The organism is Allobosea sp. (assembly GCF_030694325.1).
In the GTDB taxonomy this organism is placed as follows: Bacteria; Pseudomonadota; Alphaproteobacteria; order Rhizobiales; family Beijerinckiaceae; genus Allobosea.
In genome coordinates this window covers 38,897-51,841 of sequence record NZ_JAUXYO010000086.1, presented here as the reverse complement: position 1 = coordinate 51,841, position 12,945 = coordinate 38,897, and the positions used below count along the sequence as shown (strand labels likewise).

Sequence of the window (12,945 nt, the reverse complement as noted above, 5' to 3'; positions counted from 1 at the left end):
CCGCTACATCACGCTGGAAAGCATCGCGCCGATCAGCGATGATCCCATCGTCAGCCTGCCAGCCGTGGCCGCCTGACCAGCCCGGCCAAGCCGGCACCGAGGTGGCTCCGCGAAGCTACACCACCAGCAGGGACACGACCTGCATCCTCGCTGCAACCCTCGCCAGCCCGCCCGCGAGAATGGCTGCCCACAACGCTGCTGCCCGTCGGTGGGTGCCGTGGCTTTGTGCTTACACCGGCTCCCGACCGGGCGAGATGACCCAGCTACGCGGTGTGGACGTCAGGCAGCACCGGGATGGCTTCTGGACGATCAGGATTACGCCCGAGGCGGGGGCTGTGAAGGGCGGCCAAGCACGCGTGGTCCCGGTTCATGCGCATCTGGTGGAGCAGGGCTTCTTGGACTTCGTGAAGAAGGCAGGGCAGGGGGCGCTGTTCTACGATCCGCACGGGCAGCGGAAGAAATCAGACGACCTGACAAACCCGGTGCAGGGCCCTTGGGTGAAGGCGCGCGTGAAGTTGGCGGATTGGGTCCGCGACCTCGGCGTCAATGACCCGAGCATCTCGCCGAACCATGCATGGCGTCACACCTTCAAGCGGCGTGCGGCGCGAGCCCAGATTGAGAAGCGCATACGCTGGGCCATGTGCGGTCACTCGTCCAAGGACGTGGGGGACGACTACGAGGTGCCAACAGTCGAGGACTTGGCAGCCGAGATGAGCAAGTTCCCTCGGTATCTGTTGAAGGCTGCGGCGTAGGGGAGCGCCCACCCTCGCCGGGCGCGTCAGCCACCGTAGCCAAAGTATCGAGCCCTGAGTTCTTGGCATGCTCCGTCGAGTCCAGGGAACAGCGATCCCGGCGTGACGCCCATCAGAGTGAGTTCATTCAGGACATCGAGCCGCTCATTGTACGGCAGGTCAAAGGCCCTCAAGTACTCCGCATTGTGGGCCTCTTCGACGCCCTTCAAATAGCCTTCGATGTCATCCACGTTCGTCAGGAAAGACCTGGCTTGCTGAGGCAGAGCCCGTTCATTGCCAACAGTTACAGCGTCGAGCAGAGAGAAGTGAGGTCGGATACCTGAGGTTCGAAGATATTGTGGGCATCTATTTGTCCACGCCTCGGCGTCAAACATAAAAATTCGCACATATTCTTGGTTCATCGGTCTATAAGCGTCGGGCCTGAACGCGAAATAGGCAGCGACGAAGGGTGATGCCGACCAGTCTAAAAGAGGAGTAGGGTATCCGTGATGCTGGGCTAGATGCCAGAATGCTCCGTTTTGTATAGAGTCACCCAACTGAAAGTAATGCCTCGTCCGAGCCGATAAAACGCGGTGCAACTCGCTCATGTCTTTGTGTGTAAATCGAACAAGATCCTTGCGGTGCGTTCGATGAAATGCAGTACGCAATCGCCATCGAGATGGCTGTCCACGAAAAACATATTTATAGGCAGGTAGCCTGACAACAAACTGACGAAATTGAGCCCAGCTTGTAATTTCTGGGTCCGCCTTGAGAGCCGACGGTCTATCAGACAAACTCGCTTTGCAGATTGCTTCGCCGGTTGTCTCGATTGGGGTGCTCCATTTCACGCGCAGTTCACGGCCCTTAAGCTGTAGCTGCACCATCGCAGTCTCTGGAAAATCTGCGTCTGGGTACCGTTGAACAAGCACTTCTGGTGGAATTGCGATGCCGTCATGGCCCAATGCCGCTGGCCTAACAGTCAAGGTCTGCTGAGGAGCCTTACTTTCGGTCCGGACGAAGGCAACGGTGTTGGGGATATTGGCGTCGTCCTGAAATAGGAAGGCGTGCCCTTCGACATGGGTCTGGTGGTCGTCTAGGTCTGCAACAAATACCCCTGACGATGATCCACTGAACCGACCTATCCACTGCCCGTCCATTCGCTAGCTCCGATTTCGATTACGACGCCACAGATCGACCGCTGCAGCAACGGTCACCGGCGACTTATCCGACCAAATCGCGCGAGCTGTCGGACGGGCGCTGCGCGCACTTGGATTTGCCGGAAAAATCCGAGGGGCCATCGATGAATGGGCAAGTGCGACTTCCCCCCGTGGCGCCCCTTCCGCGAAACATCGGGTGCCGCTTTTCGTCCAGCGCTCGGGTCGCCGCATGCTGGCGCAGGGCGTCCGCGAAGTTGGCCGGAAGGGGCAGCGTCTCGCCGGTCCCGAGCTGGTATCCGCCCGTCTTGCGGATCGAGGGGAGCACGTCGCGGGTGATCCAGTCTTGGAATGGCTTCGCCTGCGGCTTGGTGCTCGGCATGAGGAGTTTGAACAGGCCGCTCTCGGAGATGAGCGTGTAAGATGGGACGGTACCTCCACAGAAAATTTCTGGGCAGTCCCGCTTCCAGACGCGGCGCTGCGTGCTGTGCCTAGGGCGGTCACTTTGGGTGTACATGTGGAAGACCGGGCCGGCAGACGCCCGAAAAGACTTATTGACCTATCCTTAGAGGACCGATAGATATCGACCTATCCAAAAGAGACCGGAGGCGGTATCCATGTTCATTCGTGCCTATCTCAGAGCTTCGACCGCAGAGCAGGACGCCACCCGAGCCCGTGAGCAGGTCGAGGCCTTCGCCACCGAGCGGGGCCTCAACATCGCCGCCACCTACGCGGAGAATGAGAGCGGGGCTTCCCTCAAGCGCCCGGAGCTGTTCCGGCTCTTGTCCGACAGCAGGCCGGGAGACGTGCTGCTCATTGAACAGGTGGACCGCCTGTCTCGCCTCAACGCGGAGGACTGGACCAAGCTCAAGGCCGAGCTGGCCTCCCGTCACGTCCGCGTCGTAGCCCTCGACCTACCTACTAGCTGGGCCATGGCGGACCCCAAGGCTGACGAGTTTACGGTACGTATGTTCGACGCCATCAATGCGATGATGCTGGACATGCTCGCCGCCATTGCCCGCAAGGACTATGAGGACCGCCGCCGCAGGCAGGCGCAGGGGCAGGCCAAGGCGAAGGCAGAGGGCCGCTATCAGGGTCGCCCGGCGAATGCGGAGCGCAACGGCAACATCGCCTCCTTGCTCAAGGCGGGCATGCCTTGGGCGAAGGTGCAGGCCATCACCGGATGCAGCCGGGGACAGGTGGCGAAGATTGCGAAAGAGACGGCCCAGGCATCGGCAAGGGGTCAGGACATCGCATCCTGAAGGCGCCTGAAGGTGAACCTGAGGCCGTCTAAGCCGACCTCCGCACTGATCCTCTCGCGGACCCCGAAGGGCAGGCAGGTCAGGGCCGAGGGGCCGAACTCATCAATTTCGTGACTCAGTCGAGGTCCATCGAGTCATTTTTGTCATTGGACGGCAGGGGCGGGATTTTCCCACACTTGATCCACCCGCCGCTACCGACAGGACGACGCCTTGCCTACGCCCGCGCTGCACCGAGCTATCCAGTTCCTTGAAGCGTTGACCGAGGTCGAGGAGGGCATGCAGATCAACGTTGCTCTCGTGCTCCTGCGGATCGCGAGCAAGCCGAGCATCTATCAGCGCGAGCTGCCGCTGTTCGTGCCCCTATCGCAGTCCACGGCGGCGCGCATAGTGGACCGGCTGTCGGATCGAGGGGGGCTAGGGCTCGTCAACTCGCGCGAGGATTTCGAGGATCGCCGCGTCAATATCCTGACCCTGACGACTCGCGGACAGACGACGGTGAAGGGCCTGATTTCCCTTCTCTGAGGCGCCGGAGCGATTGCCCCTCACACTAGGAGACCAGAGCGCGGTTGCGGTCGGGTCGTATCCATTGGCTCCGAGGCTTGTAGTCCGGGCTGCCGACCGGCTGGCCAGAGAACCCAGAGCAGCAGCCGCGCCGGTTACCACCCACCCTAGGAAATAGGAACGCCCGTTAGCGTCCGGGTCCCATCTCTTTTCTGGCCTCCTTGTAGGCCTCCACTCCCCAACGTCCGGCTTCGACCGGCACAGCAAACGAACCCCCAACATGAACCCTATCGAACTCGCGGCGGACGCCTGCGGGACAGCCTTGGTGCGCGTTCAGTTCGCCAAGGCGCAAACCCACGCCGTCCTTCATCTCACCGACTACGAACGCGTTATCGCCGCCATCGGCCACGCCTCGTGGTTCCTCAACTCCAGCGGCAACGGTCACCAATACGTTCGCGCTTGGGACGCTTCATCGTCCCGAAACGTCATGATTGCCCGGCTCTTGCTCGGCATCGAGCGCGGCGCCGTCCGATGCCACGATGGCGACAGCCTCAACCTGCGGAGAGCCAACCTCATCCGCCCGCTTCGCCGCTGATCCTCCCAACCTGAACCTGATGCCGAAGGCCCCTGATGGTCACCATACCATCGGCAGACGCCTGACCTCGGCTGCGTTCAACCCCAGACGCAAGGAAACTCCATCTCATGATCGAAGACACGATGACCAAGACGGCCAAGGCCACGGACCACCGGGAAGGCAGCGACGATTACGCGTGGATCGTGGCGCAGCTCTCGGATGGCCGGCGACTGATCGAATGCCGCGACGGCGTCCAGTGGATCGTCCAGACGAGCAGACGCAATGGCGGGGAGACCCGTTGGTATGGCCGGCATCATTTCCGCTCCAAGGCTGGCCTGATGCGGCATCTAGCCGAGCTGGAGCGCCGCGAGGGGCTGGCCGTATCCGCGACTGCTGCCGCTGCTCTGGCGAGTTAGCCCACGTTCATTGAGGCCAGGACGACCAAGAAGACCGAGCGCGCGATGGCCCTGACCTGAACTCCCCGCGCGAAGCCCCGCGCCACCTCCACCACAGCTCCACTTCCCCTTTGAGGCCCGCTTCACGGCGGGTTTTGTCGTTCTGCAGGACCATCATGGAATACACCCAAGAAGTGCTGGACCGGACAACCGGCCAGTTGACAACCCAGAGCATTGGAAATTGGCTGACGGTGACAGAGCTGGGGGAGAGGCACGGGGTCGGTCCCAAGAAGGTCCGCGCCATCCTTCACCACATGGGCGTTCTCGCCCTTGAAGGTCGCAACTATCGTCTGCCCCGCCATCTCGTCGATATCGGCATCGGCCGTCGCCTCGACTGGACGCGCTCACGACATGCCTTCGACGTCATCAGCCCCAAGGGGCAAGACCTCATCGCCTCGATCTGGGCTGAGACCGTCGATGACTACGATGCGGACTGCCGAAAAGACCGCGAAGTGCCCCTCATCAGGGCGGCACTGGACAACTTCAAGGCCGCTCGCAGGGGGGCAATGACGACGCAGGAGGAGGTGTGCTGGATCGAGGACCATTTCAGAGACAAGCCTCACCGCACCATCGCGGAAATTCTCGAGGTCTCCCCGGCGCTCGTCATCCGCTACGCCAAGAAGCGGACTGAGGGTCGTGCTTACCGGGAGCGGAGGAAAGCGGAGGCCCTGTCAGGTGATGGTTCGGGATCATCACCGCTGATGCGCCTGACCGACAGCGGCCCGATGCCGTTCCACGATGAGCAGGCCTAGGTTGTTCCGAGTAGATTACCCATGACCGTTACACCCTGAAAAACGACCTCAGTTCGATGGTCGTACACCGGCAGAGCCGGGCATGGTCGTGCTTCTCATGGTGCTGACCACTGCCCCGTTGGGCCTAGCCATGGAGTGGCCCGCAGGTGTGACAATCCCAGTATTGGGTAGGTATTTCAGGATGTTACCGGTCCTACATCAGATCGACAAGGAGTCGTTTGGCCGCATTGGCGCGGTCTCCAGCCGCAGCTAATCCAAGCCCCGCAGACGGCAGCCGCCGCCCGCATCCACTTCGCCTAGGACCATCGCGCCATGGACTTTGCTCTCAACTTCGGTCGCCTCTTTATCGCCTACGACGCTGGCGGCTTCATCGCCGGCTTCAAGGGGCGCGCGCAAGTCGCCTGGACGCCGACCTTCGGCTGGATCGCAGACGGCCCCAAGGCGCTCTCCAAAACTCGGGGCTGAACCCGGCAGCGAAGCACCGCCTCAGCACCACGCATAGCTGACACCTCGCCAAACCCGGCTGCGTGCAGCTCCAAACCCATCTCGGCCCCGTTCGGATCACCTCCGGGCGGGGCCTTTCCATTTCTAATCACGGAAGACCAATCACATGTCATTCGAACACATCCGCGCGTCCCTGACCGCTGCCGAACTCGCGGACGCCAATGCCGCCTACACCGAGGCCATGCGGCTCGTTGCGGCGAAGAACGAAACGCTCTCGGCGCGGGATCACAACGACCCCGTCCGGGCGACCCTCACTGCCCACATTCGGGCCCTTGAAGTGGAAGCCGAGGCCGCTTTCGAATTGGCCGTCCTTACCCTGGCCTACGCCAAAGCCGCCGCCGCCTCGCGCAGCAACTCCTACGACTACCTCGCCCGCTGACCGCGCGGCTCCTCCCTCTTCCGCATCTCCAAGGACATCAACATGACCGACCTCATCGACGGCGTTGCCGTATTCGAACAGCGCGAAGCTCAGGTCCGCGCCGCAGCCAACGCCGCCCACGAACCTGCCCCCAAGACGAACCCGTTCAGTTTTTCCCCGAGGATCGCCGTTGGGCCGGACGTCACGGCCATCACCGCGCCGGCCAGTCACGGCCCCACCATCGACAGCCATCTTGACCCGTCGAACGCCGACATCCTCGCAACGGGTCGGACGCAGTCGGGTTTCCAGCGGGCGCCGGCCGAGCTGGGGTTGAACGACCTCGTCACCATCAACGGCGACCCCACGACCGTGAAGGTGGCCCTTCGCCTCGGCTATCTCTCCGGCAAGGCGGGTGACTTCAAGGACACGGGTCTTGCCGCCAAAGAGGCGGGAGGGGCCGGCGCCCAAGACGCCCCCAAATCGGACGTTCAGCCGGACTACACGGGCAACGAAACGGCCTTCGATGACCGCAGCGCAGAGAACCTGTTCGGCCACATCGTCCACGGAACTCCCGAGGGCGCCCAGATCAGAGCCATGACGGACGTCATCGCGAAGGGGGAGGTTTCGACCGACACCATCAGGGCGATGGCCGATGCGGCTAGGGTCAGCCCGCAGACGCTTCAAGCTGACCTTGCGAAGGTGCAGGACGCCTTCGCTGGACAGGCTGCCAAGGCCTTCCGCGCGGCGGGCGTGACGGACCCCGATGGCTTCGTGGAATGGGCCGAACGCCACCACCGGGGCGAGTTCAAGGACGCCATGAGCCAGCATGTCATGGACCGCAATCCGAAGGCCTATGCCAAGCTGGTCAGCAAGTACCTCGCGAGCGGTGAAAGCTCTATCCCCGCTGACCTGATGGAAGCCACGTCCGAAACCGGGGTTGTGGTTCGCAAGGTCGATGGTCAGGTCGTTCTCGATCTGCCGGGTATCGGCACGATGTCCTACGCGGCAGCGGTGCGGCAGGGGCTGGTCAAGCTCTCGCGCGGTTAACGCCCCACCACCTCAGCCCCTTCAGCAGGCCCTCGGGAGATCACCTCTCGGGGGCCTTTTCATTTGATGGAACCGGACCATGAAACTCCAGATCAAGGCGCATCCAACTGGCGAGCTGCATGCGGCCACTATCTCGCCTGCCGACTATGACGCTCTTCTCGCGCTCGGGTATCCCGACGCAGCCCAATGGCACGTCAGCGTCATGACCGGCCGCGTCAACATCCTATGCCCCTTCACCGACGAGCGCTTCCCCGTGGTGTTGCTGCTGAAGCAGCTCGGCCAATCGGAGGTCGTGGAAATGGTGGACGGCAACTCGCTCAACCTGCGGCGGGACAATCTCCGCGTTGCGGCCGGCAAGACCACCAGCACCGTTCGGAAAGCTCAGCGCAGCATGCGGCGCGCGTTTGCGGCGCTAGAGCAGCGGCAGAACGCCGCCTTGCCGATGGCCGCTTAGACTCCTCTCGCGTCAACTCGCCCCATCAATCTCACGGCCCCGTTCGGACCACCTCCGCGCGGGGCTTTTCGCATTCAAGGACACCCTCATGAGCGACGCCTCATTCAACGCCTACGGCTACCTTAAGGGCCTCGGCTACTCCGACAACGCCGTCTCCGGTATCTTGGGCAACCTCCAGAACGAGAGCGGCGACAGCCTCAACACCCGCGCCATCCACGACAGCGGCACCGGCCTCGGCATCGCCGGCTGGCGTGATCCCAAGCCGGGCGCGGGCCGCAAGACCAACCTGATGAACTTCGCCCGCGAGCGCGGCGCCGACGTCTACGCCCTCAAGACCCAGCTCGACTTCCTCGACCACGAGCTGAAGACGAGCGAGCGCGGCGTGTACGACCGCCTGATGAAGTCCCAATCGCCCGACGAGGCGGCTCTCGCCTTCATCAGCTTCGAGCGCCCCGCAGGCTGGACCGCAGCGAACCCCGCTGGCGGTCACAACTGGGCTGGCCGGCGCCGGACGGCGGTGGACGTGTTCAACAAGTTCTCGGGCTCCTCGGCCCGCAGCCTCCCCGATGTCCGCTCCACCATCGAACCGGGCCGGGTAGGGGACAACAACATCCGCCCGCAGAGTCCCGTCACGGACATCGAGCGCCGCAACGCGGCTGACAGCGTCGAGCCTATCGGGTTCTTCGGCTCGGCCTACGAGTCGGCCAAGGACGCCAGCCCGCTGACCTGGGCCTTCCGGGGGATGGAGGATCACCAGCCCGACCCTGACTTCCGGTGGTCGCAGAAGCAGCAGCTCCTGACCGACCTGACGAAGGACGTCCCGCGCCAGTATTGGGACAACTTCGAGGATGCCACCTCAGAGGCCCATGCGCGCACCATCAGGGACCGCATAAAGTCCCAAGTCGCGATGCAAGAGCGCATCGGCGCATCGGGATGGCGGGGAACGGCGGGGGCCATTCTCGGGGAAATGCTAGAGCCTGTCGGCTTGGCGGCGTCGCTCGCCATTCCTGAGGCAGCCGGCATCGCCAAGCTCGGCCGCATGGGACGCATCCTTGCGAGCGGCGCAACAGCGGCAACTGCCAACGTCGCGTTGGAAATCCCCCGCTTCGTATCCAAGGAGACGGCGGAGACGAGCGACCTCCTTTGGGCTGCGGGCACCGGCATGGTCCTTGGCGGTGCGTTCGGTGCGCTTCGCAGGAACCCGGCGACGCAATCCGAGGCAGACGCCCTCAGGAGCATCGGGCGCAACCTCCAGCAGGAGAGTGGCGAGCTGCACACCGGCACCGCTTTGGGCTCCGGTTCTGTGGGCGCCGCTGCCGCCTTTCGGCCGTCCGTGCTCCATCCTGAGGTGGAAGCGTGGATGAAGGCCGAAGCCCCGGAGACCGCACTGGGCAAGATGCGCTTCGACGCCGTGGGGCAGCTTAAGTCCAGCCAAAGCCCAGTGGCGCGGGCGGTTGGCGGCAAGCTGGGGTTGGACGCCGTGGGCAACAGCGACAAATCCATCGCGGTGGACTTCGCGGCCACCGAATACCAGCGCCATACGCACACCTCCATGATGAGCGAACTGGCGCGCGACTGGCAGCCGACGCTGAAATCCTACCACCGTGACCGCGATATCGGGTGGTCGGAACGAGCGGCAGCCGAGGCGGCCCTCCGCAAGGAGATCGCCGCAGCAATCCGTAACACCGACCCGACGCGGGAAGCGGAGTTCTCGCCTCAAGCAACAAAGATGGCGACGACCATCCGCAAGCTGCATGCCCGCTTCGCGGAACTGGCCGCTGACCCCGGCAAACTCTCGGGGCGCTCGCTGGAGGCACTGCCGGGCTTCGAACAGGTCCAGTCGCATGCCAACTATCTCATGCGGCAGCGGTCCAACGTTCGGGTGGCAGAGAAGACCAGGCTCTTCGGCGACCACGCCATCGCCTCGGCCTACGCCAAGGGCTTCAAGGCGATGCACCCCGAGGTGGACGATGCGGCGGCTCGGAAGTGGGCAGAAGGGTATGTGACGCGCCTGCGCATGCTGGCAGCCGATGCTGACCTGAAAGGAGACCGCGCCATCTCGGGGCAGGACCAAGACGCCCTGCGCGAGATGCTGGAGGAGTTCGGCACGCTTTCCCCGAACGAAGTCGAAACTGTCCTGACGGCGGTGAAACCGAAGGCTGACAAGACCGCTGGCGCCTCGCCACGCGCCAAGCGCCGCGCCCTCTATGACGAGACCTTCACGGACCACCTCACGGTCACCGACAAGGCGGACCCTCGCTACGGCCAGACGCTGGAGTTCCGGCTGATGGACCTGTTCGAAGACGACGCCTTGGAGGTCTTCGAGAGCTACTCCCGGCAGATGTCGGGACTGCTTGGCCTTCATCAGGTTCGCGTGAAGAACCCGCTCTTCACCGACATGCACGTCCAGCCGATCAAGCGGGCGGACGTCGAAATCAGGCCGAGCGCGACCAACCCCAGCATTGTTACGGCTGCGGGCGAAATCGACCTCAGGCTTGAACGTGGGGCGCTTGTCATCGACCGGGCGGCAATCACGTCCGCCGACCCTGAAGCGGCTCGTGCGCTGGTCGAGGCGGCTGCGGACTATGCTTCGACGCTTGGTCACAAGCTGGTCTCGGGGTCGAAGGTGGACGACGCCTTGGCGGCGCTCTTGGTGTCCCTAAAGGGCGATTGGAAGGTCCACGCTCCGCTCGGCCGCAGGCGCACCATTGGCGGCATGAAGGTCAACGAAACGAAGGACGGCTCCCCCGTCTTCGAAATCTCGGGGGAGTGGAAGCCGCCGACCAACGAGCCGGAATTTCTGGTCTCGGGCCTGTCCAAACAGGCCGATTGGGAGCGCATGATGCAGCGCCTTGCCCAGACGTGGGACGACGCGGTTGTGGAGGGCAGGGCGTCTCAGGAGCAGCGCGTAAAGGGGCTGGAGCTTGATCGCCAGAACCTCGACTTCCTCCGCAGTCAGGTGCTCGGCCTCAGCGGCCGGTACGACCAGACAGCATGGGGGCAAGCTCTGCGGCGGTTGAGGGATTACAACTTCATCCGCGTGATGGGCAACGTTGGCTTCGCTCAGGTCAACGAGTTCTTCCACGTCGCGGCGTCCGTGGGGCTCAAAGCCAGCTTGTCGGCGATGCCCGCCTTCCGGCACATCCTGAGAGACGCCCGAACCGGGCAGCTCAACGATGAGCTGGCGCGTGATCTGGAGTACCTGACCAACTACGGGACCGATTGGGTCAGAGGCGGCGTGCATTCCCGCATCGGCGCCTCAGGGGACACCATCGACGGCGCCCACACAGGCAGCCTTGGGGAGCGCTACGACGCCGGCATGGCGAAGCTGAAGCGGGCCACCACGGCCCTTTCGCTGATGGCGCCGATCAACACCGGGCTCCAGCGCTTCGCGGCGCGCGGCGTCTACGCCAAGTTCGCCCACATGGCAGATGGGGACAGTGTGAACTGGGACCGCCTGACGGCCATGGGCATCGACAAGGAGATGGGCGAACGCATCTTCAAGTCGATCCGCGAGAACCGGACCCTCATCGACGGCGGCGTCGCGGGCCGGAAGCTGCCCCGGATGAACCTTGAAAGCTGGGCTGACCAAGAGGCTGCCTCGGCTTTCCAGATGGGCGTGACGCGGTGGGCCGAGTACGCCGTACTGGCCAACGACCCCGGCGCGATGTCGCGGGTCATGGGCGATGCCCTGGGCAAGACGGTGCTCCAGTTCCGGTCCTTCGTCATGGGAGCGTGGGCGCGTCACCTCGCGCACAACATCCACATGCGGGATTGGGAGACGGCAACGACCTTCCTGCTGACCGGGCTAGGCGGCGTGCTGACGCACATCGCGTACAGCCACTACCGCTATGCCACGGACCCGCGCCGGGAAGAGCGGTTGGACAAGGCTCTGTCGTGGGAGGGCCTGCTTGCCGGTGGTTTCCAGCGGGCTAGCTGGTCATCGTTCATGCCCGCAGTTGCGGACACCGCCTTGGCTGCCGCTGGGGTTGATCCTGTGTTCGGCTATCGGATGACCTCGCAGCCGTCCAACCTCGTCACAGGTAACCCCACGTTCGGCCTTATCGACGACGTCCAGAAGGGCCTCGGGGGTATGGCCGGGAACCTCCTGTCCCGCGACAACAACCTGTCGCAACAGGATGTGCGCAACGTCGCGCGGGCGTTCCCGTGGGGGAATTGGGTGCCCTTCGTCCACCTCATGAACACGTTCGTGAGGGAGCTGCCGGAATACGACAAGCGACCACGCCGCGAGGCGCCTGAGAGGGCGTTCTAGCGGTCCCTCAGGGGGAGACTTCGGGCAACCGAGGCCTCCCCCTGTTTTTTTGGCCAACATCGCGCAAAGTCGTCTAGTGGGGTCACTCGGCTGGAACGGTGCCATGCGTGTCAGAGCTGCAATTTCGCTGGGGTTTCGGATGGCTGCAGCGCGCTATCCAGACATCCACCGGCGCTGGGTGACGGCTTCTATAAGATTAGGCGGTCAGCTCCCTCACAGCATCTTGATGGTTTCAGTCCAAAGGTGTGGTGAGGCCGACATGCTGCTGAGAGCGATGGAGGATGAGCCCATGTCGAGCGAGGATTTGCAGGAGACCAATATCGAGTTCATGGCCTTCCACTATCAAATGATGCTGTCGGAGATCTGGGTCGGGTCGGTTTATGAGATAACGCGGCTTCGGAAAGAGCGCGGGCTAGTTTTGGAAGATGGCCCGGAGCATGCCGTTGCCCGCCAGTTGCATGTTTTGCGGATGCCTATTGATAAGCACGAGATCGCAAATGGGCCGGGGCTGAAGCAGCCTCTCCAGATGCAGCGCAATCCGCCGAACGGCGACGCAAGCGACCTCTATACCTATGATAGGAAGGACCCCCAGCGCGGCCACATCATGCCTACTGGCCTATCCAGCAGGGGCTCAATCATGTGGCACGCCATCGATGGCGCTACCCTTGCAGCGGTGTGGCTTGAACGGCGAGCAATTTCAGATGCTTTACTGGACGTTTGGGCGCCGGCTTTAGTTGGGAGCGAAGCAGCTGCGCCATCGCCATCGGAAGAACGGGCGTAATCCAGTGGCGGCGACCGAGGGAGCACCGCGAGGCACGCTTGCCAGCCGCTACAAAGACCGCTACAGAGGTGCGGTCTAGCGAGCGAAAAAGACAAGCAA

Annotated in this window: 14 protein-coding genes; 12 read left to right on the top strand and 2 right to left on the bottom strand. The window is 63.3% G+C overall.

Annotated features, from left to right (window positions below):
- Window positions 1–254: 254 nt before the first annotated feature.
- Window positions 255–752, top strand: coding sequence for a site-specific integrase (locus tag Q8M82_RS05265; protein ID WP_305690327.1), 498 nt, complete (start codon window positions 255–257; stop codon window positions 750–752).
- A 26-nt stretch (window positions 753–778) separates the two neighbouring features.
- Here the strand turns inward: Q8M82_RS05265 and Q8M82_RS05260 are convergent, their stop codons facing one another.
- Entirely contained in the window at window positions 779–1,888 is a 1,110-nt protein-coding gene (locus tag Q8M82_RS05260) for an FRG domain-containing protein (protein WP_305690326.1), read from the bottom strand.
- Between the two features lie 64 nt (window positions 1,889–1,952).
- On the bottom strand, window positions 1,953–2,402 hold the full coding sequence (locus Q8M82_RS05255) for a BRO-N domain-containing protein (RefSeq protein WP_371126238.1): 450 nt from the start codon (window positions 2,400–2,402) through the stop codon (window positions 1,953–1,955).
- Between the two features lie 100 nt (window positions 2,403–2,502).
- Here Q8M82_RS05255 and Q8M82_RS05250 point away from each other — a divergent pair, with 100 nt between their 5' ends.
- From Q8M82_RS05250 to Q8M82_RS05200, 11 genes are all read left to right on the top strand, one after another.
- Window positions 2,503–3,147: a recombinase family protein gene (locus Q8M82_RS05250; protein WP_305690325.1), complete on the top strand. Its 645-nt coding sequence runs from the start codon at window positions 2,503–2,505 to the stop codon at window positions 3,145–3,147.
- A 210-nt stretch (window positions 3,148–3,357) separates the two neighbouring features.
- Window positions 3,358–3,669: a MarR family winged helix-turn-helix transcriptional regulator gene (locus tag Q8M82_RS05245; RefSeq protein WP_305690324.1), complete on the top strand. Its 312-nt coding sequence runs from the start codon at window positions 3,358–3,360 to the stop codon at window positions 3,667–3,669.
- Between the two features lie 259 nt (window positions 3,670–3,928).
- Window positions 3,929–4,243, top strand: coding sequence for a hypothetical protein (locus tag Q8M82_RS05240; protein WP_305690323.1), 315 nt, complete (start codon window positions 3,929–3,931; stop codon window positions 4,241–4,243).
- Window positions 4,244–4,350: 107 nt separating this feature from the next.
- Window positions 4,351–4,638: a hypothetical protein gene (locus Q8M82_RS05235; RefSeq protein WP_305690322.1), complete on the top strand. Its 288-nt coding sequence runs from the start codon at window positions 4,351–4,353 to the stop codon at window positions 4,636–4,638.
- A gap of 155 nt (window positions 4,639–4,793) precedes the next feature.
- Window positions 4,794–5,429: a hypothetical protein gene (locus tag Q8M82_RS05230; protein ID WP_305690321.1), complete on the top strand. Its 636-nt coding sequence runs from the start codon at window positions 4,794–4,796 to the stop codon at window positions 5,427–5,429.
- 312 nt (window positions 5,430–5,741) lie between these two features.
- On the top strand, window positions 5,742–5,894 hold the full coding sequence (locus Q8M82_RS05225) for a hypothetical protein (protein WP_305690320.1): 153 nt from the start codon (window positions 5,742–5,744) through the stop codon (window positions 5,892–5,894).
- A 145-nt stretch (window positions 5,895–6,039) separates the two neighbouring features.
- On the top strand, window positions 6,040–6,312 hold the full coding sequence (locus tag Q8M82_RS05220) for a hypothetical protein (protein WP_305690319.1): 273 nt from the start codon (window positions 6,040–6,042) through the stop codon (window positions 6,310–6,312).
- 42 nt (window positions 6,313–6,354) lie between these two features.
- Window positions 6,355–7,338: a hypothetical protein gene (locus Q8M82_RS05215; RefSeq protein ID WP_305690318.1), complete on the top strand. Its 984-nt coding sequence runs from the start codon at window positions 6,355–6,357 to the stop codon at window positions 7,336–7,338.
- 79 nt (window positions 7,339–7,417) lie between these two features.
- Window positions 7,418–7,792 carry a hypothetical protein gene (locus tag Q8M82_RS05210; RefSeq protein WP_305690317.1) on the top strand — a complete coding sequence of 125 codons (375 nt, stop codon included), beginning with the start codon at window positions 7,418–7,420 and terminating at the stop codon, window positions 7,790–7,792.
- 88 nt (window positions 7,793–7,880) lie between these two features.
- The gene (locus tag Q8M82_RS05205; RefSeq protein ID WP_305690316.1) at window positions 7,881–12,065 is read left to right on the top strand and encodes a phage tail tip lysozyme; all 4,185 of its coding nucleotides are present in this window, start codon (window positions 7,881–7,883) and stop codon (window positions 12,063–12,065) included.
- A 289-nt stretch (window positions 12,066–12,354) separates the two neighbouring features.
- Window positions 12,355–12,846: a hypothetical protein gene (locus Q8M82_RS05200; RefSeq protein WP_305690315.1), complete on the top strand. Its 492-nt coding sequence runs from the start codon at window positions 12,355–12,357 to the stop codon at window positions 12,844–12,846.
- Window positions 12,847–12,945: the final 99 nt, after the last annotated feature.